This is a genomic window from Arthrobacter sp. 8AJ (genome assembly GCF_902506025.1).
In the GTDB taxonomy this organism is placed as follows: Bacteria; Actinomycetota; Actinomycetes; order Actinomycetales; family Micrococcaceae; genus Arthrobacter.
Window position 1 is genome coordinate 2,246,652 of sequence record NZ_LR733289.1, and the last position, 24,240, is coordinate 2,270,891.

Annotated in this window: 20 protein-coding genes; 6 read left to right on the forward strand and 14 right to left on the reverse strand. The window is 65.9% G+C overall.

What is annotated here, in order from left to right:
- Positions 1 to 138: 138 nt before the first annotated feature.
- Positions 139 to 1,098: a heme o synthase gene (locus BACI349Y_RS10520; protein ID WP_159632050.1), complete on the reverse strand. Its 960-nt coding sequence runs from the start codon at positions 1,096 to 1,098 to the stop codon at positions 139 to 141.
- Positions 1,099 to 1,617: 519 nt separating this feature from the next.
- Between BACI349Y_RS10520 and tkt the strand changes: the two genes are divergently transcribed.
- Genes tkt through pgl form a run of 6 tightly spaced genes read left to right on the forward strand, consistent with a single transcriptional unit; the run spans position 1,618 to position 9,835 of the window.
- The gene (gene tkt / locus BACI349Y_RS10525; RefSeq protein WP_159632051.1) at positions 1,618 to 3,735 is read left to right on the forward strand and encodes a transketolase; all 2,118 of its coding nucleotides are present in this window, start codon (positions 1,618 to 1,620) and stop codon (positions 3,733 to 3,735) included.
- Positions 3,736 to 3,761: 26 nt separating this feature from the next.
- On the forward strand, positions 3,762 to 4,877 hold the full coding sequence (gene tal / locus BACI349Y_RS10530; RefSeq protein ID WP_159632052.1) for a transaldolase: 1,116 nt from the start codon (positions 3,762 to 3,764) through the stop codon (positions 4,875 to 4,877).
- A 5-nt stretch (positions 4,878 to 4,882) separates the two neighbouring features.
- Positions 4,883 to 6,514: a glucose-6-phosphate isomerase gene (locus tag BACI349Y_RS10535; RefSeq protein WP_159632053.1), complete on the forward strand. Its 1,632-nt coding sequence runs from the start codon at positions 4,883 to 4,885 to the stop codon at positions 6,512 to 6,514.
- A 15-nt stretch (positions 6,515 to 6,529) separates the two neighbouring features.
- Positions 6,530 to 8,089: a glucose-6-phosphate dehydrogenase gene (gene zwf, locus BACI349Y_RS10540; RefSeq protein ID WP_159632054.1), complete on the forward strand. Its 1,560-nt coding sequence runs from the start codon at positions 6,530 to 6,532 to the stop codon at positions 8,087 to 8,089.
- Positions 8,086 to 9,027: a glucose-6-phosphate dehydrogenase assembly protein OpcA gene (locus tag BACI349Y_RS10545; RefSeq protein ID WP_159632055.1), complete on the forward strand. Its 942-nt coding sequence runs from the start codon at positions 8,086 to 8,088 to the stop codon at positions 9,025 to 9,027. Before zwf ends, BACI349Y_RS10545 begins: the two co-directional genes overlap by 4 nt.
- Entirely contained in the window at positions 9,017 to 9,835 is an 819-nt protein-coding gene (pgl, locus tag BACI349Y_RS10550; RefSeq protein WP_159632056.1) for a 6-phosphogluconolactonase, read from the forward strand. Before BACI349Y_RS10545 ends, pgl begins: the two co-directional genes overlap by 11 nt.
- On the opposite strand, the gene BACI349Y_RS10555 is transcribed toward pgl, so the two are convergent.
- From BACI349Y_RS10555 to uvrA, 13 genes are all read right to left on the reverse strand, one after another.
- Positions 9,788 to 10,183: an RNA polymerase-binding protein RbpA gene (locus BACI349Y_RS10555; RefSeq protein WP_159632057.1), complete on the reverse strand. Its 396-nt coding sequence runs from the start codon at positions 10,181 to 10,183 to the stop codon at positions 9,788 to 9,790. The two genes, pgl and BACI349Y_RS10555, sit on opposite strands and share 48 nt — an antisense overlap.
- A gap of 138 nt (positions 10,184 to 10,321) precedes the next feature.
- Positions 10,322 to 10,579, reverse strand: coding sequence for a preprotein translocase subunit SecG (gene secG / locus BACI349Y_RS10560; protein ID WP_159632058.1), 258 nt, complete (start codon positions 10,577 to 10,579; stop codon positions 10,322 to 10,324).
- A gap of 48 nt (positions 10,580 to 10,627) precedes the next feature.
- A complete protein-coding gene (tpiA, locus tag BACI349Y_RS10565) occupies positions 10,628 to 11,443 on the reverse strand; it encodes a triose-phosphate isomerase (RefSeq protein ID WP_159632059.1) in 816 nt (271 codons plus the stop codon).
- 134 nt (positions 11,444 to 11,577) lie between these two features.
- Positions 11,578 to 12,804, reverse strand: coding sequence for a phosphoglycerate kinase (locus BACI349Y_RS10570; protein ID WP_159632060.1), 1,227 nt, complete (start codon positions 12,802 to 12,804; stop codon positions 11,578 to 11,580).
- 10 nt (positions 12,805 to 12,814) lie between these two features.
- Complete coding sequence (gene gap / locus BACI349Y_RS10575; protein WP_159632061.1) at positions 12,815 to 13,825, reverse strand: type I glyceraldehyde-3-phosphate dehydrogenase; 1,011 nt, start codon at positions 13,823 to 13,825, stop codon at positions 12,815 to 12,817.
- A gap of 259 nt (positions 13,826 to 14,084) precedes the next feature.
- The gene (locus BACI349Y_RS10580) at positions 14,085 to 14,711 is read right to left on the reverse strand and encodes a superoxide dismutase (RefSeq protein ID WP_159632062.1); all 627 of its coding nucleotides are present in this window, start codon (positions 14,709 to 14,711) and stop codon (positions 14,085 to 14,087) included.
- A 102-nt stretch (positions 14,712 to 14,813) separates the two neighbouring features.
- The gene (whiA, locus tag BACI349Y_RS10585; RefSeq protein WP_015937022.1) at positions 14,814 to 15,794 is read right to left on the reverse strand and encodes a DNA-binding protein WhiA; all 981 of its coding nucleotides are present in this window, start codon (positions 15,792 to 15,794) and stop codon (positions 14,814 to 14,816) included.
- A 9-nt stretch (positions 15,795 to 15,803) separates the two neighbouring features.
- Entirely contained in the window at positions 15,804 to 16,823 is a 1,020-nt protein-coding gene (locus BACI349Y_RS10590) for a gluconeogenesis factor YvcK family protein (protein WP_159632063.1), read from the reverse strand.
- A complete protein-coding gene (gene rapZ, locus BACI349Y_RS10595; protein WP_159632064.1) occupies positions 16,823 to 17,746 on the reverse strand; it encodes an RNase adapter RapZ in 924 nt (307 codons plus the stop codon). The genes BACI349Y_RS10590 and rapZ overlap by 1 nt, the downstream gene beginning before the upstream one ends.
- Positions 17,747 to 17,814: 68 nt before the next feature.
- Positions 17,815 to 19,815, reverse strand: a complete 2,001-nt coding sequence (gene uvrC / locus BACI349Y_RS10600; RefSeq protein ID WP_159632065.1) for an excinuclease ABC subunit UvrC — start codon at positions 19,813 to 19,815, stop codon at positions 17,815 to 17,817.
- 85 nt (positions 19,816 to 19,900) lie between these two features.
- A complete protein-coding gene (locus BACI349Y_RS10605; RefSeq protein ID WP_159632066.1) occupies positions 19,901 to 20,569 on the reverse strand; it encodes a lysophospholipid acyltransferase family protein in 669 nt (222 codons plus the stop codon).
- Positions 20,556 to 21,272 carry an HAD hydrolase-like protein gene (locus BACI349Y_RS10610; protein ID WP_159632067.1) on the reverse strand — a complete coding sequence of 239 codons (717 nt, stop codon included), beginning with the start codon at positions 21,270 to 21,272 and terminating at the stop codon, positions 20,556 to 20,558. The genes BACI349Y_RS10605 and BACI349Y_RS10610 overlap by 14 nt, the downstream gene beginning before the upstream one ends.
- A gap of 79 nt (positions 21,273 to 21,351) precedes the next feature.
- Positions 21,352 to 24,180 (reverse strand): excinuclease ABC subunit UvrA, encoded by a 2,829-nt coding sequence (gene uvrA, locus BACI349Y_RS10615; RefSeq protein ID WP_159635525.1) that lies wholly within the window; start codon positions 24,178 to 24,180, stop codon positions 21,352 to 21,354.
- Between the last annotated feature and the right edge of the window lie 60 nt (positions 24,181 to 24,240).

Sequence of the window (24,240 nt, forward strand, 5' to 3'; positions counted from 1 at the left end):
ACCGTAAGCATCCGGTCACCGGCAATGACAGTTAATGTGATAGATATGACAAACTTGTCACATTTGTCCTGTCGACGATTAAAGCACAACGGCGGCTCCTGCCTGAGCAGGAGCCGCCGTGGTGCCAGGCCGCAGTGGCTAGCCGGGCATGACAGCACTTCCAACGAAGGGGTCCACCGCGAGGGCGATAAACAGCAGCGTCAGGTAGCTGATGGAACCGTGGAACACCTTCATGGCGCGCTTGTCGGAAATATCCTCGCGGTGGGCGCGGGAGTACAGCGCATGGGACTCATAGAGGAACCAGGCGCCCGCGACGACGGCCGTCACCGTGTACACCCAGCCCGCCCCGCCGGCCGGGATCATCAGCAAGGAGGAGGCCACCATGGCCCAGGCGTACAGCACCACCTGGACAGAGACGACCTTGGCCCCGGCGATGGCTCCAAGCATGGGGACGTTGGCGTTCCGGTAGTCCTCGCCATAGCGCATGGACAGGGGCCAGTAGTGCGGCGGCGTCCAAAGGAAGATCACCATGAACAGGATGACGGCGGGCCACTCCACCGAGTTGGTCACGGCAGCCCACGCGATCAGCACCGGGAAGCAGCCTGCGGCACCGCCCCATACGATGTTCTGCGCCGTGCGGCGCTTGAGGATCATGGTGTAGATGACCACGTAGAAGAAGATGGCACCCAGGCCCAGCCAGGCAGAGAGCGGATTGGCGCCGAACCACAGGATCACGATGGCGGCTGCTCCCAGCAGCCAGGAAAAGACCAGGGCTTCCCGCGGGGTGACTTCGCCGGTAACCAGCGGCCTGTTCTCCGTCCGGTGCATCAGCTTGTCGATGTCCCGGTCGATGTAGCAGTTGAAGGCTCCGGCGCTGCCGGCAGCAAAGGCGCCGCCCACCAGTGTGGCAAGGATCAGCCCGATGGACGGGAAGCCCCGCTCGGCGTAGATCATGGTGGGCAGGGTGCTCACCAGAAGCAGCTCGATCACGCGCGGCTTGGTGAGGGCGAGATACGCCTTGGCCTTACGGGCAAACCCGATGCCGGAGGCCCGGGATGCGTTCAGCGGCGTATCTGTTGTGCTCACGGTGGCAGTCACCCGTTCTGTGTGGCAGTTGAGGCTGGCAGGCAGCTCCGGTCGTGCGGCCCGGACCCGGGCACGGCACTTAAGGAAGGAAACGCTTCACGTGCGTGCAACAGCCGGGACACCCCGGGCGGCGATAGGGATGCGCGCCCGGCTTTGGCCTCCGATTATCATACCGCGCCAACGGCCTGCCCCCGCCCCGCACTATGCGCAGTTGATCGCTCGCAGGCCCATTCGAGCAGATTAACTCAACCCTCCGTGAAGGTCATTCACAAAAGGGGAAATTGCGTCCAAAACGTGAGATTTGCGCCGCCCGCAGTATGGATAAGAGCTAAGCTGTCACCAGATCAGCACGCAGCAAGAAAGCGGTGGAAAACGCATTCCCGCTTGCTGTCCGTGACTGAATGCAAGGATCAACGTTTCGATGGTGAACGGCTGGTACACACCGCAGCGGGCGCCAAACAGCGCGCCCTTGGACGGATCCGGTGTACCGCCGCCATCAGCACAGAGAGGGGCCCGGTTTTCGTGCCACATTTGGAAGAGCAAGAACTGTCATGGACCAGCTTGGACCAGCGCGCCGTGGACACCATCCGTGTCCTCGCCGCGGACGCGGTGGAGAAGGTGGGCAACGGCCACCCCGGCACTGCCATGAGCCTGGCCCCCGCCGCATACCTTCTCTTCCAGAAGCTGATGCGCCATGACCCGCGCGATCCGCAGTGGCTTGGCCGTGACCGGTTCATCCTGTCCCCCGGCCACACGTCCCTGACGCTCTACATCCAGCTTTTCCTTTCCGGCTATGGCCTGGAACTCAAGGACCTTGAGGCCCTGCGCACCTGGGGCTCGCTGACTCCCGGCCACCCCGAGTACAAGCACACCGCCGGCGTGGAGATCACCACGGGCCCGCTGGGCCAGGGCCTGGCGTCCTCGGTGGGATTCGCCTACTCCCAGCGCCGGCAGCGTGGCCTGTTCGACGCCGATGCTCCCGCCGGCGAGTCGCCGTTTGACCACACCATCTGGGTCATCGCCTCCGACGGCGACCTCCAGGAAGGTGTCACGTCCGAGGCGTCCTCACTGGCAGGACACCAGGAACTGGGCAACCTCGTGGTGATCTACGACGAGAACCACATCTCCATCGAAGACGACACCGACATCGCGTTCACCGAGGATGTCCTGAAGCGTTACGAGGCCTACGGCTGGCACACCCAGCGCGTGGACTGGACCCGGACCGGCGAATACAAGGAAGACGTCCAGGAGCTCTACAGCGCCCTGCTCGCCGCCAAGGCCGAAACCTCCAAGCCGTCCATCATCTCGCTGCGCACCATCATCGGCTACCCGGCCCCCAAGAAGCAGAACACCGGCAAGATCCACGGTTCCGCCCTTGGCGCCGAAGAGGTGGCCGCACTGAAGGAGGTGCTGGGCTTCGACCCCGCCAAGTCCTTCGAGGTGGACCAGGAAGTCCTGGACCACGCCCGCGCAGTGGTGGAACGCGGCGCCGCAGAACACAAGGCCTGGGAAGAATCCTTCAACGCCTGGCGTGAAGCCAACCCGGAGGGCGCCGCCCTCCTCCAGCGCATCGAGGCGCAGGAACTCCCTGCCGACGTCGACGCCGCGCTTCCGGTCTTCCCGGCCGGCAAGGATGTCTCCACCCGCGCAGCCTCCGGCAAGGTCCTGAACGCCCTCGGCCCGGTCCTGCCCGAGCTGTGGGGCGGCTCCGCCGACCTCGCTGAGTCCAACAACACCACCATCGAGGGTTCCCCGTCCTTCGTGCCTGCCTCCAAGCAGACCGGTGCCTGGTCCGGCAACCCGTATGGCCGGGTGCTGCACTTTGGTATCCGCGAGCACGCCGCAGCGTCGATCGTGAACGGCATCAGCCTGGCGGGCAACACCCGTGCATTCTCCGGAACCTTCCTGATCTTCAGCGACTACCAGCGCCCCGCCATCCGCCTCGGCGCCCTGATGGGTGTCCCGTCCCTGTACGTCTGGACGCACGACTCCATCGGCCTGGGTGAGGACGGCCCCACCCACCAGCCCGTGGAACAGCTCGCATCGCTGCGCGCCATCGTGGGCCTGGACGTGGTCCGCCCCGGTGACGCGAACGAAGTGGCAGCAGCCTGGAAGACCATGCTGGAGAACCACTCCAACCCGGCAGGCATCGTGCTGACCCGCCAGAACATTCCCACGTGGGAACGCGGTACGGGCGACGCCGACGGCGACACTTTCGCATCCACGGCAGGCGTGGCGAAGGGCGGCTACGTGCTGGCCGAGGCATCGAAAGACGGCGCCACCGTTCCGGCTGATGTGATCCTGATTGCCACCGGCTCCGAGGTCCAGCTGGCCGTCCAGGCCCGCGAAGCCCTCCAGGCCGACGGCATCGCCGCCCGCGTGGTGTCCATGCCCTGCGTTGAGTGGTTCAAGAAGCAGGACGCCGCCTACCGCGAATCCGTGCTGCCGGCCGCCGTCAGGGCACGCGTCTCGGTCGAGGCCGGACTGGCCCTGGGCTGGCGCGAATTCGTCGGCGACGCCGGACGCTCCGTCAGCCTCGAACACTACGGCGCTTCCGCTGACTACAAGCGCCTCTTCCAGGAGTTCGGCATCACGGCAGAAGCTGTCGCCGCCGCCGCCAAGGACTCCCTCTCCAGCCTCCAGGCCTGAAACCTAAACTTTTAGGAGATATAACAATGACTACTCCCACCCAGCAGCTTTCCGACGCCGGTGTCTCCATCTGGCTCGACGACCTTTCCCGCGGACGCCTGGAAACCGGCACCCTCCGCAAGCTCATCGAAGAAAAGAACGTGGTTGGTGTGACCACCAACCCGTCCATCTTCCACGCCGCCATCACCTCCGGCACCGACTACGACCACATCATCGCCGGCAAGGCAGCAGAAGGCGCCAGCGTGGAGGACACGATCTTCGAGATCACCACCACCGACGTCGCCGATGCCTGCGACCTGTTCGCCCCGGTCGCTGCGGCAACGAAGGGCGTCGACGGCCGGGTCTCCATCGAGGTCGACCCGCGCCTTGCCTGGGACACCGCAGGAACCATCGCCGAGGCCAAGCACCTCTACCAGCGCGTCAACAAGGACAACGTCCACATCAAGATCCCTGCCACCCTCGAAGGCCTCGAAGCCATCACGGCAACCCTGGCCGAGGGCATCAGCGTCAACGTGACCCTGATCTTCTCCCTGGAGCGCTACCGCGCCGTCATCAACGCCTTCCAGTCCGGCCTGGAGCGGGCCAAGGAAAACGGCCACGACCTGTCGAAGATCCATTCCGTTGCGTCCTTCTTCGTTTCCCGCGTGGACACCGAGATCGACAAGCGCCTCGACAAGATCGGCACCGACGAGGCCAAGGCCCTCAAGGGCAAGGCCGGTGTGGCCAACGCCCGCCTGGCCTACCAGGTCTACGAGGAACTGTTCGCCACCGAACGCTGGGCCCTGCTGGCCGACGCCGGCGCACTCCCCCAGCGCCCCCTGTGGGCCTCCACCGGCGTGAAGGACCCGGCGTACCCGGACACCCTGTACGTCACCGAACTCGTGGCCCCCGGCGTCGTGAACACCATGCCGGAAAAGACCCTGGACGCCACCTTCGACCACGGCGTGGTCACCGGTGACACCGTCACCGGCACCTATGATGAGGCGAACGCAACCCTCGACGCCCTGGAAAAGCTCGGCGTCTCCTACAACGAGGTCGTCGCGCTCCTTGAAACCGAAGGCCTGGACAAGTTCGTGGCCAGCTGGAAGGAACTGCTGGCCGACGTCGAAGGCGCCCTCGCCTCTGCACGAAAGGCTTCCTAACACCTATGAGCACTCTCAGCTACGACGCCACCGGCGCTGCCCAGCAGGCGCTTGAACAGCACCTTCCCGCCCTCGTCGAGGACCGGATCGCTACCCGGATCTTCGCCAAGGACCACACGTTGTGGGGTCCGGACGCCGAATCCGAGTCCGCAGTCCGCCTGGGCTGGGTGGAGGCCGCCACCGTTTCACAGCCCCTGGTCAAGGACATCCTGGAACTCCGTGACGCCCTGCGCGCCGACGGCGTCAGCCGGATCGTGCTTTGCGGCATGGGCGGATCATCGCTGGCTCCCGAGGTCATCGCCGGCACGGCCGGCGTCGAGCTGACAGTGCTGGACAGCACGGACCCGGACCAGGTCCGTGCTGCCCTCGCGGACCGGCTGGCCGCCACCGCCATCGTGGTCTCATCCAAGTCCGGTTCCACCCTGGAAACGGATTCCCAGCGGCGGATCTTCGAGCAGGCCTTCACCGACGCCGGCGTGGACGCCAAGAGCCGGATCATCATCGTGACCGACCCCGGCTCACCGCTGGACAAGGCCTCACGCGAAGCCGGCTACCGGGCTGTCTTCAATGCCGATCCCAACGTCGGCGGCCGCTACTCGGCGCTGACCGCGTTCGGCCTTGTACCCTCCGGCCTGGCCGGGGTGGACATCCAGGCGTTCCTGGACGAGGCAGAAGAAGCTGCCGAAATCCTCAACGATGATGCACCTGAAAACATCGGGCTCGCCCTGGGTACGGCACTGGGCGGGACCAACCCGCTGCGGAACAAGATTGTCATCGCCGAGGACGGCTCCGGCATTGTTGGATTTGCTGACTGGGCTGAGCAGCTCATCGCCGAATCCACCGGCAAGCTGGGCACGGGCATCCTGCCGGTCGTCGCAGGCCCGCAGTCCCCGGAGGTCACTTCCGGCGCGGCTGACGTGCTGGTGGTGCGGCTTGTGGCCGCGGATGCCGACATCGAACTCGGCGACAACCAGGTGGCCATCGCCGGCGGCCTTGCCACCCAAATGATGGTGTGGGAGTTCGCCACCGCCGTCGCCGGCCGCCTGCTGGGGATCAACCCCTTCGACCAGCCCGACGTCGAGGCCGCCAAGGTAGCGGCACGCGGACTGCTGGACGCCCAGCCGGAGCCTACGCCGGCGGCATTCGTTGACGGCGCCATCGAGGTGCGCGGCGGCGACTGGCTTGGCGAGGCCGTTACCGCAGAGGGTGCCGTCAAGGCGCTGCTGGGCACCTTGTCCGCCGACAGCTACCTGAGCGTCCAGGCGTACTTCGACCGGTTGGCCTTCGCCGGGCTCGAAGGTATCCGTGACGAACTGGCTGCTGCCACCGGCCGTCCCGTGACGTTCGGTTGGGGCCCGCGCTTCCTGCACTCCACCGGCCAGTTCCACAAGGGCGGCCCTGCCATCGGCGTGTTCCTCCAAGTCACTGCCGCCCCTGCGGAGGACCTGGGCATCCCGGACCGGCCGTTCACCTTTGGTGAGCTCATCGCTGCCCAGGCTGCAGGCGACGCCCAGGTCCTGGGTGAACATGGCCGTCCCGTGCTGCGCCTCCACCTCACCGACCGTGCCGCCGGCGTGGCCCAGCTGCAGGACGTCGTCGCTGCACTGTCCACCCGCGCATCCGCAACCGAAAGCTAAGGCGCAAAAGTAACCATGCCAGAAACTGAATACGGCAGGAAGGGCGCGGGCCGCGGGCGTAATCCGTTGCGTGATCCGCGTGACCGCCGTTTGAACCGGATCGCCGGTCCGTCGTCGTTGGTCCTTTTCGGGGTCACGGGGGATCTTGCCCGGAAGAAGCTGATGCCGGCGGTGTATGACCTGGCCAACCGTGGGTTGTTGCCGCCGAGCTTCGCGTTGGTGGGCTTCGCCCGCCGGGAGTGGGACAAGGAGGATTTCGCCGCCGAGGTGAAGGCCTCGGTCCAGGCCCATGCCCGCACACCGTTTGATGAGGCTGTGTGGAACCAGCTCTCTGAGGGCATCAGGTTTGTGCAGGGCGAGTTCGACGACGACGCGGCGTTTGAGCGTCTGGGCGAGACGATCAAGGAACTCGACGACGTCCGGGGCACCCGGGGCAACCACGCGTTCTACCTGTCGATCCCGCCGAAAGCGTTCGAGCAGGTCTGCCGTCAGCTCTCCAAGCACGGCCTGGCGCAGGCCGACGGGGACAAGTGGCGCCGCGTGGTCATCGAGAAGCCGTTCGGTCATGACCTGGAATCGGCCCGGCAGCTCAATGACATTGTGGAGTCGGTGTTCCCGCCGGACGCGGTGTTCCGGATTGACCACTACCTGGGCAAGGAAACGGTGCAGAACATCCTGGCGCTGCGCTTTGCGAACCAGCTGTTCGAGCCACTGTGGAACGCGAACTACGTGGACCACGTCCAGATCACCATGGCCGAGGACATCGGGACCGGTGGCCGGGCGGGGTATTACGACGGTGTCGGCGCCGCCCGCGACGTGATCCAGAACCACCTGTTGCAGTTGCTCGCGCTCACCGCGATGGAGGAACCCATCTCGTTCAACGCCGATGACCTGCGGGCGGAGAAGGAAAAGGTCCTGGCAGCGGTGAAGCTCCCGGAGGATTTGTCGACGCATTCGGCGCGGGGGCAGTTCACCGGCGGCTGGCAGGGCGGCGAGCAGGTCCTGGGCTACCTGGAGGAAGAAGGCATCCCCGCCGATTCCACCACGGAAACCTACGCTGCGGTGCGCGTGGACATCCACACCCGCCGCTGGTCCGGGGTGCCGTTCTACCTGCGCGCGGGCAAGCGACTGGGGCGGCGGGTGACGGAAATCGCGGTGGTGTTCAAACGCGCCCCGAACCTGCTCTTCCGGGACCACGGCGAGGACGACTTCGGCCAGAACGCTGTGGTGATCCGTGTCCAGCCCGACGAAGGCGTCACCATCCGGTTCGGGTCCAAGGTCCCCGGCACGCAGATGGAAGTCCGGGATGTGACCATGGACTTCGGCTACGGGCACTCGTTCACCGAGTCCTCGCCCGAAGCCTACGAGCGTTTGATCCTGGACGTGCTGCTCGGTGAGCCACCGCTGTTCCCCCGTCATGAGGAAGTGGAGCTCTCCTGGAAGATCCTAGACCCGTTCGAGGAATACTGGGCATCACTGTCCGAACAGCCCGAACCCTACGCCCCCGGCTCCTGGGGCCCGGCCAGCGCTGACGAGCTGCTGGCCCGCGACGGACGAACCTGGAGAAGGCCATGATCGTTAACCTGCCGGACACCACCACCTCGAAGGTGTCCAAGAAACTCATGGCCCTGCGCGAGCAGGGCGGCGTGATCGCCCTGGGCCGGGTCCTGACCCTCGTGGTCGTGACCAAGTCCGGGCTTGAGGAAGAAGCGATTGAGGCCGCCAACGACGCCTCCCGGGAACACCCCTGCCGGATCATTGTGCTCGCCGATGCCGGGAAGGACAACGAGGACCGGCTCGACGCGCAGATCCGGGTCGGCGGGGACGCCGGCGCCTCCGAGGTCATCGTGCTGCGCGGCTACGGCCAGCTCGCCCGCGAAAGTGAGTCCCTGGTCGCCGCGCTGCTGCTCCCGGACGCGCCGATCGTGGCCTGGTGGCCGCACGGCGCCCCCGAGAACGCCTGCGAAACGTCCATCGGTGCGATCGCCCACCGCAGGATCACCGACTCCGCGAACGAACCCGACCCCCAGGCCGCCCTGGAACGCATCCACCGGACCTACAAGGCCGGTGATACCGACCTCGCCTGGACGCGCCTGACCAACTGGCGCATCCAGCTCGCGGCCGCCCTGGACGAGGTGGACTCCTCGCCCGTGACGGCGGTGGCGGTTGAAGGTGCCTCGGACTCACCCTCCACCATCCTGCTGGCAGCCTGGCTGACCCTGACGCTGGACGCCCCGGTGACCATCGTCGCGGACCCCGCCGGGACCGGCATCCGCCGCGTACGGCTGACCCGCCCCGGCGGTGACGTCCAGCTCTTCCGGCCGGGACTGTCCATCGCCGAGCTCACCCAGCCGGGCCAGCCCGCCCAGCGGATCTCCCTCCCGCGCCGCAGCCTCCGCGACTGCCTCGCCGAAGAACTGCGCCGCCTGGACCCCGACGAAGTATTTGGCGAAGTGATTACTATTGGACTGCCACGTACCAATCTAAGGAGCGTCCGACCCAGTGAGCGTTGACCCACGAGTAAGCATCCATCCTGATTCGTCCGTCCTCATGGCCGCCATAGCGGCACGCCTGATCACCAAGCTCGTTGATGTCCAGGACAAGTACGGCGAAGCCACGGTGGTGCTCACCGGGGGAACCGTCGGGATCGGCACGCTGAAGGCTGTTGCGGACTCCCCGGCGGCGCCCGCCGTCGACTGGTCCAAGGTCAACTTCTGGTGGGGTGACGAACGCTTCGTCGGTGCTGCAGATCCGGACCGGAATACCAAGCAGGCGTTTGACGCGCTGCTGTCCCACATTCCGGTGGACCCGGAACGGATCCACTCTCCGGGTTCTGCCGATGAGTTCGGCACACCCGAAGAAGCGGCTGAGGACTATGCACGCCAGTTGCGGGATGCCGCGGCAGCCGAGCACGCGGCGGACATGTCCGACGACAGGCCTGAGGAACCGTCCGCACTCCCCCGCCTGGACGTGGTGCTGCTGGGGGTTGGTCCGGACGCCCACATTGCATCGCTGTTCCCGGAGCAGGCCGGAGTCCGCGAGAAGGAGCTAACAGTGGTTGGGGTGCGGAACTCCCCCAAGCCGCCACCGCTGCGGATTTCCCTGACCCTGCCTGCCATCAATACGGCGGCGGAGGTCTGGATGGTTGTGGCAGGCGAGGACAAGGCCGGAGCCGTCGGACTCGCCCTGGCCGGGGCCAACCCGGTGCAGGTGCCTGCGTCGGGCCCACGGGGAACGTCCCGGACCCTGTGGCTTATCGACGAGAACGCAGCCTCACGTGTCCCCGAGCAGCTGGTCCGGAAGGACGCCGCGGGAGCGTAGCTTTTCCAGCGCTCCGGCCAGGACGTCCTCGGCGTCCTGGCCGGAGCGCCGTTCTTTAACGTATTCCAGGTGGCTCTTGTAGCCGTCGTCGAACGGGTCATCCGGCGCTGCCGCCTGGCCGTCCCGGGAAGCGGTCGCGCCGCACCGCCGGCAGTCCCACGTCTGCGGAATCTGGTCGTCAGGCATTTTCAGGAACACCGGCTGGGTCTCATGGCCCTTCGCGCACCAGTAGGACACCCGGATGCGCGGGAGGGGCCGGGAGGACGAGTCATTGTTCTGCAGGCTCGATCCGGAGCCTGCGACAACACCGGCACGGGTGCCTCGGAAGCCTGATGCTGGATGGACCATGGAAACTCCTGCCTGGAAGCGGACGCCGGAGCCCTGCAGCTTAAACAAAAACTGTGGCTGCCGGGTAAACCGACAGCCACAGTTTAGATGCCAGGGCGGAGCGGCGGGAGTGCCGCAGGACCCTATCCAGCGGACCCTTTAGGAGTCGCCGGCGCCGCTGAAGCGCATGATCAGGCCAAGCCCGATGATCACCACACCCCAGGTGACGCCCAGGATGATGGTGAAGCGGTTGAGGTTGCGTTCTGCCACGCCCGAGGAGCTGAGGCCTGAGCTCATGCCGCCGCCGAACATATCTGACAGTCCGCCGCCGCGTCCTTTGTGCAGGAGGATCAGCAGCGTCAGCAGGAGGCTGGTGATACCCAGGAGGATCTGCAGAATGACATGAAGAACGTCCACGACGGCCTTTCGGAAGTTGGAATTGCGGGAGTATGCGCTGGCTACGGACTAGTCCGTGACCAGGTGGCTCTCGAACCTGACAATATTAGCAAACTCAGCCGGGTCAAGGCTGGCGCCACCCACCAGGACGCCATCCACATCGCGCTCCTGCAGGATGGCGGCAGCGTTGTTGGCCTTGACTGAGCCGCCGTACAGCAGCCGGGTCTTGGCTGCCACGTCGGCGCCGAAAAGGCTCTCGAGTTCTGCACGGATGGCGGCACACATTTCCTGTGCGTCCTCCGGTCCGGCCACTTCACCGGTGCCGATGGCCCAGACGGGCTCATACGCAACCACCAGTTCGGCTGCCTGCTCGTGGGTCAGGCCCGCCACTCCGGCACGGAGCTGCTGGAGCGTGTGCTCGACGTGGGTCCCGGCCTGGCGGATTTCCAGTCCTTCCCCCACGCAAAGGACGGGGGTGACGCCGTGCTTGAACGCTGCCTTGACCTTGGCGTTGAGGACGTCGTCGGACTCGTTGTGGATGGTCCGGCGTTCGCTGTGGCCCACCAGCACGTACTTGCAGCCGAGCTTGTTCAGGAACTGCCCGGAGATGTCGCCGGTGTAGGCGCCTGAGTCGAACTGCGACAGGTCCTGGCCACCATACGCGACCTGCAGGTCGTCGCCCTGCACCAGGGTCTGGACCCCGCGGAGGTCGGTGAACGGCGGGAAGACGGCAACCTCGACGCGGCTGTAGTCATGCTTTGCGTCGGACAGCGTCCAGGCGAGTTTCTGCAGGAGGGTGATGCCCTGCACGTGGTCCATGTTCATTTTCCAGTTGCCCGCGATGAAGGGCTTGCGGTCGAAAGCGCCGTTCGTTGACGTAGTCACGTAATCTCCAAAAAGTTCTTGATATGTAATCGGCCGGCAGGCTGCCATGGGCAACCTGCCGGCCGGAGGACTGCGAGGTCCATTACTGGCGGACAGCAGCGGTGATTCTGCCGTCCCGCTTTACCGGTCCGGTTCTAGCGGTCCAGGACGCTGAGGCCGGGGAGTTCCTTGCCTTCGAGGTACTCCAGGCTGGCGCCGCCGCCGGTGGAAATGTGGCCGAACTGGTCATCGCTGAATCCCAGGGTGCGTACTGCCGCGGCCGAATCTCCGCCGCCCACCACTGTGAACCCATCGGTGCCGGTCAGGGCCTGGGCGATGGCGCGGGTGCCTGCAGAGAAGGCTTCGAATTCGAAGACGCCCATGGGGCCGTTCCAGAAGACCGTACGGGCTCCCTTGATCCGCTCAGCGAAGGCGGCAGCGGTATCAGGACCAATGTCCAGGCCGATGCCCTGGGCACCAAAGCTGCTGCCCTCAATCGCGTCGGCTGCAACCGTTTCGTGCGCAGCGTCGGCAGCGAACTTCTCTGCCACCACCACGTCCGTGGGAACCACGAACTCAGTGCCGGCGTCCGCGGCGCGCTTCAGGTAGTCCTGGACCACCGGGATCTGGTCCTCTTCAAGGAGGCTTGAGGCAACCTTGTGGCCCTGTGCCGCCAGGAAGGTGAAGAGCATGCCGCCGCCCACCAGGATGGTGTCAGCCTTGCCGATCAGGTTGTTGATCACCGCGAGCTTGTCCGAGACCTTGGAACCGCCCAGAACCACCACGTAGGGGCGCTGGGTGTCGGCGGTCAGCTTCCGCAGGACCTCAACCTCGGTGTGCACCAGGTCGCCCTGGTACGACGGCAGCCGGGTGGCGACGTCGTAGACGCTGGCGTGCTTGCGGTGGACGGCACCGAAGGCATCGTCCACGTAGGCGCCGTTGCTGCCGGTGAGTGCCACCAGCTCGTCGGCGAAGGCGCCGCGTTCGGCGTCGTCCTTGCTGGTCTCCCGGGCGTCGAAGCGGACGTTCTCCAGAACGAGTGCTTCACCGTCCTGCAGGGATGCGGCGGCAGCCTTGGCGGCGTCGCCGACGGTATCGGCCGCCAGGGTTACCTTGAAGCCCGCCAGCTCGGCGAGGCGGTCCACTGCGGGGCGAAGGGAGTATTTGTCCTCCGGGGCGCCCTTGGGGCGTCCGAGGTGGGCTGTTACCAGCACGCGGGCACCGGCGTCCGTGAGCTTTGCCAGCACTGGGAGTGAGGCCTTGATGCGGCCGTCGTCAGTGACTGTAGAGCCGTCGAGCGGCACATTCAGGTCACTTCGAACCAGAATGTACCGCCCGCGGACACCTTCAGCGATCAGTTCGTTGAGGGTGTGTGATGTCATGTGTCTAACCCTAGCCCAGCTTGGCTGCTACAAGCTCCGTGAGGTCGACGAGGCGGTTGGAGTAGCCCCATTCGTTGTCATACCAGGAAACAACCTTGACCTGGTTGCCAATGACCTTCGTCAGGCCGGCGTCGAAGATCGACGACGCGGGGTCACCAACGATGTCGGAGGACACGATCGGCTCTTCCGTATAGGTCAGGAAGCCCTGCAGCTCGTCGGACTCGGAAGCACGCTTGAGGGCTGCGTTGACTTCCTCGACGGTGGTTTCGCGGGAGACGGTGACGGTGAGGTCGGTGGCGGAGCCGGTGGGCACGGGAACGCGGATGGCGTAGCCGTCCAGCTTGCCCTTGAGCTCAGGCAGGACCAGGCCAATGGCCTTGGCGGCACCGGTGGAGGTGGGAACCATGTTGATGGCTGCGGCACGTGCACGGCGCAGGTCCTTGTGCGGGCCGTCCTGGAGGTTCTGGTCGGCGGTGTAGGCGTGCACGGTGGTCATGAGCCCGCGCTCGATGCCGAACTCGTCGTTGACGACCTTTGCCAGCGGGCCGAGGCAGTTGGTGGTGCAGGACGCGTTGGAAATGATGTTGTGCTTGGCGTTGTCGTAGAGGTTGTGGTTAACACCCATGACGATGGTGATGTCCTCGTCCGAAGCCGGAGCGGAGATCAGGACCTTCTTGGCGCCGGCATCGATGTGCTTCCTGGCGTCGGCAGCCTTGGTGAAGAACCCGGTGGATTCGATCACGATGTCAACGCCCAGCTCACCCCAGGGGAGGTTGGCGGGATCGCGCTCGGCCAGGACCTTGACCACGTTGCCGTTGACGACGATGTTGCCGTCCTTGACCTCGATGGTTTCCTTCAGCCGGCCGCCGACAGAGTCGTACTTGAACAGGTGGGCCAGGGCTTCGGGGCTGGTGAGGTCGTTGACGGCAACGATCTCGAGGTCTGCGCCTTGGGCAAGCGCTGCGCGGAAGTAGTTGCGGCCAATGCGGCCAAAGCCGTTGATACCAATACGGGTCGTCACTTTTACAGTCTCCTTGGTGCTTTGAAAAGCACTACTAGTTGAGCGGGCGTTGAAGCCAACTAACAGATCCCGCACGCCATTGGGCAGAGATGATTTACACGGAGGGCGACCAGCCTCATTGCTGAAGGCTAACCGCCTTCCGTGACCTATCTTACGTTTAACTGGGTCCGCCCCCGCAAGTGCGGGGGCGGACGGTCCACATCCCGGCCTGTTTAAGTCAGAATGTGAAGTTTGTTACAGCGATGTATATCGCACGTCACTACGGAAGGGTGATGAGTCCCGTGGCGTTGGTGCGTGCTGCCTCGAAGCGCTGGGCGACGTCGGCCCAGTTGACGATGTTCCAGAACGCCTTAACGTAGTCGGCCTTGACGTTGACGTAGTCCAGGTAGAAGGCGTGCTCCCACATGTCCAGCATCAGCAGCGGGGTGGTGCCCAGCGCAACGTTGCCCTGCTGGTCGTAGAGCTGCTCGATGACCAGGTTCCCGCCGATGGGCTCGTAGGCCAGGAAGCCCCAGCCCGAACCCTGCAGGCCCAGGGCCGCGGCGGAGAACTGGGCACGGAACGCGTCGAAGGAGCCGAAGGCGTCATCGATCGCTGCAGCCAGTTCGCCCTCGGGCTTGTCGCCGCCGTCCGGGGAGAGGTTCTTCCAGAACACGGAGTGGTTGATGTGGCCGCCGGTGTGGAACGCGAGGTCCTTGGAGAGCCGGTTGATGTTGGCGAAGTCGCCCTTTTCGCGGGCCTCGGCCAGCTGGGCCAGGGCGTTGTTGGCGCCTGCCACGTAGGTGGCGTGGTGCTTGCTGTGGTGCAGCTCCATGATCCGCGCAGAGATGTGCGGTTCGAGGGCGGCGTAATCGTAGCTGAGTTCCGGCAATACGTACTCGGTCACAAAATCCTCCAATATCGTGGACCAGGAAGGCCCGGTTGGTAACTCTTGGATTGTGCATCCGGGCATCTGGTGCCCGGAATTATTTCTGATTCTATGGGGCGCCTACTCGTCCAGCATTTCAGGCGTCACATTGGCGTCCGTTCCGGGAATGCCCAGGTCAAGCGCACGCTTGTCCGCCATGGCCAGCAGGCGGCGGATGCGGCCGGCGATCGCGTCCTTGGTCATCACGGGGTCGGCCAGCCGGCCCAGCTCGTCAAGACTGGCCTGTTTGTGCGCCACCCGCAGCTCGCCGGCGTACTTCAGGTGGTCCGGGACGTCGTCGCCCAGGATTTCCAGGGCCCGGTCCACGCGTGCGCCGGCAGCCACGGCTGCCTGGGCGGAGCGGCGCAGGTTGGCGTCATCGAAGTTCGCGAGCCGGTTGGCTGTGGCCCTGACTTCCTTGCGCATCCGGCGTTCCTCCCACACCATCAGTGCGTCGTGGGCGCCCATGCGGGTCAGGAGCGCGGCGATGGTGTCGCCGTCGCGGATGACGACGCGGTCCACTCCCCTGACCTCACGGGCCTTGGCCTGGATGTCCAGGCGGCGGGCGGCGCCCACCAGGGCCAGGGCCGATTCCGGACCGGGGCAGGTGACTTCCAGCGATGACGACCGGCCGGGTTCGGTGAGCGAACCGTGCGCCAGGAACGCCCCGCGCCACACGGCTTCGGCGTCTGCGGCCGAGCCGTTGACGACGGCGGACGGCAGCCCGCGCACGGGGCGGCCGCGGCCATCCAGCAGGCCGGTCTGGCGGGCCAGCGCCTCGCCGTCGCGGACAACGCGGACCACGTAGCGGCTGGCGCGGCGGAGCCCGCCGGCGGAGACCACGATGATTTCGCTCTGGTGTCCGTAGACCTCGGCGATGGCGGCGCGGAGCCGGCGTGCAGTGGACGCGAGGTCAACTTCCGCCTCGATGACGATCCTGCCCGAAATGATGTGCAGTCCCCCGGCGAACCGGAGCATTGCGGAGACTTCAGCCTTGCGCACTGATGACTTCTTGATGTCCAGACGGGACAGTTCTTCCTTGACCGATGCTGTCAGTGCCATGGCACCTTCCTAACTGTTCCCAAAAATGTCCTGGTACGCCGTGGCCAGCCGGAGCGGCTCATGGACGGGGCGGCGTCCCGACGCCCCTACTTTACCCAAGACCACCTCCGCGCCGATCATGCCCGCGGCCTTCTCGAACTCCTGCCGGTCCGGTACCGACGCGGGATCGGCCAGGACCACGTCCACACTGAACTCGGGGGCGTAGCGCCGGAGGACGTGGAGGTGGTCGGCCGCCGACATGCCGCTGGTTTCCTTGGTGTCCGTGGCGAGGTTCATGGTGAGGCAGCGTTTGGCAGGGGTGCTGCACAGTGCCTGCCGCATCTCCGGCAGGAGCAGGTGCGGAAGGACTGACGTGTACCAGGAGCCGGGGCCCAGGACCACCCAGTCCGCCAGTTCGATGGCCGTCAGCGCGTCGGTGCAGGCAGGCGCGGCCTCGGGCAGGAGCCGGACCTCCTCCAGCGAGCCGGCCACGGCACAGCGTGCCTGGCCGTGGATGGTGTGGAGGGCGGTTCCGCCGTCGGGTGCGGTGACGCGGACGTCGCCTTCGATGGTGAGCGGGACCGTGGACATGGGCAGCACCTGGCCGCGGGCGCCCAGCAGCGCACCCGCCCACTTGAGTCCCGCGACGGCGTCGCCCAGCAGCTCCCACAGGGTGACGATCAGGAGGTTGCCCATCGCGTGCTCGTCCAGGGATCCCCCGGGGCCTTTCCCGGCGCGGAACCGGTGCTGCATGACGTCCCGCCAGGTGCGTCCCCAGTCGGTGTCGTCGCACAGCGCGGACAGTGCCATGCGGAGGTCTCCCGGCGGGAGGACGCCGTACTCTTCGCGCAGGCGCCCGGACGAGCCGCCGTCGTCCGCCACCGTCACCACTGCGGTGAGCTCGGAGGTGAGCAGGCGCAAAGCCGACAGCGAGGCCGCCAGGCCGTGCCCGCCACCCAGGGCCACGACGTTGGGGCCCTTGTCCTGCTGGCCCGAGCCCTTACCAGCGGCCGGCGGCACCAGGGGCAGGGCTCCGGTGAACAGCGCCATTACTCGCGGCCCAGATCCCGGTGCGCGGTGGTCACCGTGACCCGCGGATACTGCGCGAGTTTCTTCGAGAGTTCAACCGCGACGGCGACGGAGCGGTGCTTGCCGCCCGTGCAGCCGACGGCGATGGTGGCGTAGTGCTTGTTCTCCCTGCGGTATCCCTCCAGGACCGGTTCCAGGGCCAGGACGTAGCGGTCCACGAAGTTCTTCACGCCCTCGGCCTCCAGGACGTAGTCGCTGACGTCCTTGTCCAGGCCGGTCTGCGGGCGCAGCTGGGGCACCCAGTGGGGGTTGGGGATGAACCTGACGTCGGCCACATAGTTGGCATCGACCGGGAGGCCGTACTTGAAGCCGAAGCTCATGACGTTGAGCCGCAGGGCCACCGGGCCGGTTTCACTGAACAGTTCGGTGATGGCCGTGGCCAGCCCGTGGACGTTGTAGTTGGAGGTGTCGAGGACGACGTCGGAGCTGTCGCGCAGTTCCTGCAGCAGCTCACGTTCGGCGGCGATGCCGTCAAGGATGCGTCCGCCTCCCTGCAGCGGGTGCGGGCGCCGGCCCTGTTCGAACCTCCGGACCAGGACGTTGTCGCTGGCGTCGAGGAACAGGACGCGGAAGGTCACACCGCTGGCCGCCAAGGCCCCCAGGGCTGCACGGATATCCGCGAAGAGTCCCTTGCTGCGGACATCGATCACCACGGCCAGCCGTGGAATCGACTGCGGGGCGTGGGAGACCAGCTCCGCGAGCGTGCCCAGCATCTGCGGCGGCAGGTTCTCCACGACGTACCAGCCGTGGTCCTCCAGCGCGTCCGCGGCGGTGCTCCGTCCGGCGCCGGACATCCCGGTGACCACCAGCAGTTCCGCTTCGAGCGGCTTGACGGGCTCCAGCCCGTCGTGGCCCGCTCCGGATCCCGCGGTCGTGTCTGCCATGAAGCCTGCCCCGTTTCCTCGTTGTTCCCGGGGCCGCCGCTGTGGCACTGCCCCGTCCTTTACCCTAGCTAAGTTTCAATGATTTCGCCGGTGGTCATGTTGATCGCGGGCACGGTCACGGCCTCGGTCCCCTCCGCCGCGAAGTGGTTGACGATGGCCCCGGCCAGGGCAGGGCCAATGCCCTTCGCCTCTGCGAGCTCCTCCACCGTGGCGGCCTTCACGCCCTTGACCGATCCAAAGTGCGCCAGCAGGGCTTTCCGCTTGGAGGCGCCCAGGCCCGGGACGGCGTCCAGTGCCGACACCGTCATTGCCTTGCCGCGCTTCTGCCGGTGGAAGGTGATGGCAAAGCGGTGGGCCTCGTCGCGGATCCGCTGGAGCAGGTAGAGACCCTGCGAGGTCCGGGGAAGGATCACCGGGAAGTCGCTGTCCGGAAGCCAGACTTCCTCCAGGCGTTTGGCGAGCCCCACGACGTAGACGTCGTCGATCCCGAGGTCCTTGAGTGCACGGGCGGCCGCGTTCACCTGCGGTTGGCCGCCGTCCACCACCACCAGGTTGGGCGGGTAGGCGAACTTGGCCTTTGGCGCCGGCGTGGTGCTGTCCAGCACCTCCGCGCCCGGTGCCGCCTCCGGGCCGTCAGCTTCCAGCACGGATTCGTCCACCTGCGCCGACTTGTCCTGGAGGTAGTGGCGGAACCTGCGCGTCAGGACGTCGTGCATGGCGGCGGTGTCATCAGCGGCCGCGGGGCCGGTGATGGAGAACTTGCGGTAGTCGGACTTCTTGGGCAGCCCGTCCTCCACCACCACCATGGAAGCCACGACGTTGGTGCCCTGGACGTGGGAGACGTCGAAGCATTCGATCCGGAGCAGGGGAACCGGAAGGTCCAGGGCTTCCTGCAGCTCCTGGAGGGCCTGCGACCTGACAGTGATGTCACCTGCCCGCCGTGTCTTGTGAAGCTTCAGAGCGTGTTCGGCATTCTCGCGCACAGTGGACATCAGTGCCGCCTTGTCACCGCGTTGCGGCACCCGGATGTCCACTTTGGCGCCGCGGATCCCGCCCAGCCAATTGGCCAGGTCTTCCTGGTTGCTGGGGGCCACCGGCACCAGGACTTCGCGGGGCAGCCGGCCGTGCGTGTCGCCGTCCTCCCCGTAGACCTGCTGCAGCAGGTGCTCCACCAGGTCCGGGGTGGTGAAGTCCTCCACTTTTTCGACTACCCAGCCGCGCTGGCCTCGGATCCTGCCGCCGCGGACGTGGAACACCTGGACGGCGGCTTCGAGCTCGTCTTCGTGCAGGGCGAAGACGTCGGCATCGGTGTCCTCGGAGAGCACCACGGCGTTGCGTTCGAATACCTTCCGCAGCGCGGTGATGTCGTCACGCAGCCGGGCTGCGTGCTCGTAGTCGAGCTTCGCCACGGCGTCGCCCATCTGCTTTTCCAGCTTATTGATGAAGCGTTTGGCTTCGCCGCCCATGAAGGCACAGAAATCGTTGGCCAGTGCCCGGTGGTCCTCCGGCGAAATCCGTCCGACGCACGGCGCGGAGCACTTGTCGATGTAGCCCAGCAGGCAGGGCCGGCCGCTTGCCTCGGCCCGCTTGAAGACGCCGGCGCTGCAGCTCCGGACGGGGAAGACCCGGAGCAGGGTGTCCATGGTCTCCCGGATGGCGCCGGCGGTGTATGGGCCGAAATAGCGGGTCCCCTTCCGTTTGTCGCCCCGCATGACCTGCACCCGCGGGTACTTTTCGCCCATGGTCACGGCCAGGTAGGGATACGTCTTGTCATCCCGGAACACCACGTTGAAGCGCGGCTTGAATTCCTTGATCCAGGTGTATTCCAACTGCAGCGATTCGAGTTCGCTGCCCACCACGGTCCACTCGACGCTGCTGGCCGCGTGGACCATCGCATAGGTCTTGGGCAGCAGCCCCGCCGGGTTGGCGAAGTAGGAGTTCAGCCGGGACCGGAGGCTTTTGGCTTTGCCCACGTAGATGACCCGGCCGTGCGGATCACGGAACCGGTAGACGCCCGGGTTGGTGGGGATTTCACCGGTTTTGGGCCGGTAACTTGCTGGATTTGCCACCTATCAAGTCTACTGAGTCGCGCCGGCTCTCCATGCCAACCGGAGCATCCGGACCCGGTCCGGGCCTGCGTGCGGCGGTTTCCGGTTACTCGGCGGACTTGCTCTGGTTGTAACTGGCGGAGCGCTCCTGGCCGCTGAGGCCGGCGATTGCGTCCATGATCCTGTCCGTGACCTCGCGGCGGGCCGGCAGTGAGTGGTCCGGTCCCGTCTTGTCGAAGTACAGCGGCTCCCCCACCTTCATGGTGAAGTGCTGCGGCTTGACCCCTTTTTCGCCGGCACGCTGAAGCTTTTCGGTCCCGATCAGCCCGACGGGGATCACGGGCGCCCCGGTGGTGAGGGCCAGCCAGCCGACGCCGGTGCGTCCCCGGTAGAGGATGCCGTCGCGGGAGCGCGTGCCCTCGGGGTAGATGCCGATGCCGCGGCCGGACTCCAGGATGTCCAGCAGGGTTTTCAGTGCCTGGACGCTGGCTGCCTGCTCACCCCGCTCCACGGGGATGGAGCCGACGGATTCGAAAAAGGCTTTCATGACCTTGCCCTTGACGCCGCCCGTGGTGAAGTACTCGGCCTTGGCAAAGAAGGCAACCGGCCGCGGCATCAGGGCCTGGACGATCACGCTGTCGAAGAAGGACAGGTGGTTGGGTGCCACGATAAAGGGGCCATCGGAAGGGACGTTTTCGAGTCCGACGACGGTGGGCCGGCAGGTGCCGGCGATCAGGTTGCGCGTGGTCCAGCGGACGGCATCAAACATTTCCATCGTTGACCACCCCGCTCATGGCCGCGGTGTGGACCGCCTGCAGCCGCTCGATGACCGCTACCAGTTCCTCGCCCGTGCTGACGACCGCCACGGATCCGGCTTCCTCCAGCTCCCCGTCGGGCGCGAATCCCCAGACAACTCCAATGCAGTCCAGCCCGTTGGCGATGGCACCGGACACGTCCTGGGCGCGGTCGCCCACCATAATGGCGTGCTGGGTGTCCAGGTCCCTCAGGGCGGCGGCGATGATCTGGGTCTTGCCCAGGGGGACGCCTTGCACCAGCGTTTCGTCGTCGGCAGAGCCGTGGATGCCGTGGAAGAGGCCGTCGATGCCGTGGTGTGCCAGGACTTTATGCGCCAGCCGCTGGGGTTTTTGCGTTGCCACAGCAACGGGGCGTCCCGCCGCCGCGAAGGATTCCAGGATTTCCCGGATACCGGGGTAGAGCCGGCTCTGGGCAATTCCCCTGGCGACGTAGTGTTCGCGGTACCGGTGGACCACCTCTTCCAGGCGTTCCGCGGGCACATTTGCCACGTTGAGCAGGGAATCGCTCAGCTTGGGGCCAATCATCGAATCGAGCAGGTCCTGGCCGGGAACCGGGAGCCCCAGCCCGCGGAGGGCTGAGGCAATCCCTTCAGTTATTCCACCGGCCGGATCGACAAGAGTGCCGTCCAGGTCAAAGATCACGGGCACTGTTGTTGAAGTCACCGGGTTAGTTTCTCACGACAGCAGGAATGCCTGAAACTCGCATTCCCGTCCAGGAATACTTCCGTGCGGTTTCCGTCGGTCAGCCGAGTATTTCGGCCAGGAACTTTCCGGTGTGGCTGGTGGAGGACTTGGCCACCTGCTCCGGCGTTCCCGCCGCGACGATCTGGCCGCCGCCGGAGCCGCCGTCCGGCCCGAGGTCCACCAGCCAGTCGGCGCTCTTGATGACGTCCAGGTTGTGTTCGATGGTGATCACCGTGTTGCCCTTGTCCACCAGCCCCTGCAGGACCATGAGCAGCTTCCGGATGTCCTCGAAGTGCAGACCTGTGGTTGGCTCGTCCAGGACGTAGATGCTGCGGCCGTTGGACCGCTTCTGCAGTTCTGCGGCAAGCTTGACCCGTTGCGCCTCACCGCCGGAGAGGGTGGTGGCAGGCTGGCCCAGGCGGACGTAGCCCAGTCCCACGTCCACCAGGGTGTTCAGGTGGCGTGCGATGGGTGAGAACGCCGCAAAGAACTCCGCGCCCTCCTCGATGGGCATGTTGAGGACGTCGGCGATGGTCTTGCCCTTGTAATGCACCTCCAGGGTTTCCCGGTTGTAGCGGGCACCGTGGCACACCTCGCACGGCACGTAGACGTCCGGCAGGAAGTTCATCTCGATCTTCAGCGTGCCGTCACCGGAGCATGCCTCGCAGCGGCCGCCCTTAACGTTGAAGGAGAACCGCCCGGGAAGGTAGCCGCGCACCTTGGCCTCGGTGGTCTCGGCGAAGAGCTTGCGGATGTTGTCGAACACGCCCGTGTACGTGGCCGGGTTGGACCGCGGGGTACGGCCGATGGGGCTTTGGTCCACGTGGACCACCTTGTCCAGGTGCTCCAGGCCCTGCACGGTCTTGTGCCGGCCCGCCACCTGCTTGGCCCCGTTGAGTTTGTTCGCCAGCACCTTGTAGAGGATCTCGTTGACGAGCGTGGACTTGCCCGAACCACTGACGCCGGTGACCGCGGTGAAGAGTCCCAGCGGGAAGGCGGCGTCGACGTTCACGAGGTTGTTCTCCCGCGCGCCCACCACTTTGATCTCACGCTTTTTGTCGTATTTACGGCGCTTCTTCGGTACCTCGATGGCCTTGCGGCCGGACAGGTAGTCGCCGGTCAGCGATTCCTTGTTGTCCAGCAGCTCCTTGTAGGTCCCGGAGTGGACAACCTGGCCGCCGTGCTCGCCGGCGCCCGGTCCGATGTCAACGATCCAGTCGGCAACGTGGATGGTGTCTTCGTCATGCTCAACGACGATGAGGGTGTTCCCCATGTCGCGGAGCCGGGTGAGGGTTTCGATCAGCCGGCGGTTGTCCCGCTGGTGCAGGCCGATGGAGGGTTCGTCCAGGACGTAGAGGACACCCACCAGGCCGGAGCCGATCTGGGTGGCGAGCCTGATGCGCTGCGCTTCGCCGCCGGAGAGGGTGGCGGACGGACGCTCGAGGTTGAGGTACTCCAGGCCAACGTCCAGGAGGAACGTCAGCCGGGCCTGGATCTCCTTGAGGACCTGGTGGGCGATCTGGGCTTCGCGCCCGGTCAACACCAGGTTGTTCAGGAACTCCGCGCAGTCCCGCATGGGCAACGCGGCTACCTCGGCGATGGACTTGCCGTTGATCAGCACCGACAAGGATGCGGGGTTGAGGCGTGCGCCGTTGCAGGCGGGGCACGGAACCTGCCGCATGTATTCCTCGTAGCGGTCGCGGGCCCAGTCCGAATCGGTTTCGCCATGCTTGCGGTGGACGTACTGGATGGCGCCTTCGAACCCGGTGCTGTACTTGCGTTCCCGGCCAAAGCGGTTGCGGTACTGCACCACTACCTTGTGGTCCTTGCCGTGCAGGATGGTCTGGCGTACATCCTTGCCCAGCTTCTCCCACGGCGTGGCCATGGAGAAGCCCACTTCCTTGGCCAGGCCTTCCAGGAGCCGGTTCCAGTACTCGGTGGTGGCGGTGCCCAGCGACCATGGTGCGATGGCGCCCTCCGACAGGGACAGCTCCGGGTTGGGCACGATGAGTTCCTCATCAACCTCAAGCCGGGTGCCGATTCCGCTGCAGGCGGCGCAGGCGCCGAACGGGTTGTTGAACGAGAACGAGCGGGGCTCGATCTCATCGATGGCAAGCGGGTGCTCGTTGGGGCATGCAAGGTTTTCGGAGAACGCCCGGATCCGTCCGGGCGCATCGGCTTCGAGGTCCACGAATTCAGCCAGGACCCGGCCCTCGGACAGCCCAAGGGCCGTTTCGATGGAGTCCGTGAGCCGCTGGCTGATGCCTTCCTTGACCACCAGGCGGTCCACCACTACTTCGATGGTGTGCTTGAACTGTTTGCCCAGCTTGGGAGGATCGCTCAGCTGGACCAGGTTGCCGTCCACCCGTGCCCGCGAGTATCCCTTGGCCGTCAGTTCCTTGAAGAGGTCCACGAACTCGCCCTTGCGTCCGCGCACCACCGGCGCGAGGACCTGGAAGCGCGTGCCCTCGTCGAGTTCAAGGAGCTGGTCCACGATCTGCTGCGGGGTCTGCTTGGACACCGGCTCGCCGCACACCGGGCAGTGCGGCCTGCCGACACGGGCCCACAACAGGCGCATGTAGTCGTAGATTTCGGTGATGGTGCCCACCGTTGACCGCGGGTTCTTGCTGGTGGATTTCTGGTCGATGGAGACCGCCGGGGAGAGGCCTTCGATGAAATCGACGTCGGGCTTATCCACCTGGCCCAGGAACTGGCGTGCGTAAGCGGAGAGGGATTCAACGTAGCGCCGCTGGCCTTCGGCGAAGATGGTATCGAATGCCAGCGAGGACTTCCCGGAGCCCGAGAGGCCGGTGAAGACGATCATGGCATCACGCGGCAGGTCGAGGTCCACGTTGCGCAGGTTGTGCTCCCGCGCGCCCTTCACCACGAGGCGGGAGAGGTCCGGACGCTGCGGGGAAGCAGCAGGGGGGACTGCGAGGGAAGTGGC

What these genes read in the sequence shown, in the direction of transcription:
- tal (WP_159632052.1), top strand. Translation starts at nt 3,762, where the DNA reads ATGACTACTCCCACCCAGCAGCTTTCCGACGCCGGTGTCTCCATCTGG.
- BACI349Y_RS10535 (WP_159632053.1), top strand. Translation starts at nt 4,883, where the DNA reads ATGAGCACTCTCAGCTACGACGCCACCGGCGCTGCCCAGCAGGCGCTT.
- zwf (WP_159632054.1), top strand. Translation starts at nt 6,530, where the DNA reads ATGCCAGAAACTGAATACGGCAGGAAGGGCGCGGGCCGCGGGCGTAAT.
- BACI349Y_RS10545 (WP_159632055.1), top strand. Translation starts at nt 8,086, where the DNA reads ATGATCGTTAACCTGCCGGACACCACCACCTCGAAGGTGTCCAAGAAA.
- BACI349Y_RS10555 (WP_159632057.1), bottom strand. Translation starts at nt 10,183, where the DNA reads ATGGTCCATCCAGCATCAGGCTTCCGAGGCACCCGTGCCGGTGTTGTC.
- BACI349Y_RS10570 (WP_159632060.1), bottom strand. Translation starts at nt 12,804, where the DNA reads ATGACATCACACACCCTCAACGAACTGATCGCTGAAGGTGTCCGCGGG.
- whiA (WP_015937022.1), bottom strand. Translation starts at nt 15,794, where the DNA reads ATGGCACTGACAGCATCGGTCAAGGAAGAACTGTCCCGTCTGGACATC.
- BACI349Y_RS10590 (WP_159632063.1), bottom strand. Translation starts at nt 16,823, where the DNA reads ATGGCGCTGTTCACCGGAGCCCTGCCCCTGGTGCCGCCGGCCGCTGGT.
- rapZ (WP_159632064.1), bottom strand. Translation starts at nt 17,746, where the DNA reads ATGGCAGACACGACCGCGGGATCCGGAGCGGGCCACGACGGGCTGGAG.
- BACI349Y_RS10605 (WP_159632066.1), bottom strand. Translation starts at nt 20,569, where the DNA reads ATGGAAATGTTTGATGCCGTCCGCTGGACCACGCGCAACCTGATCGCC.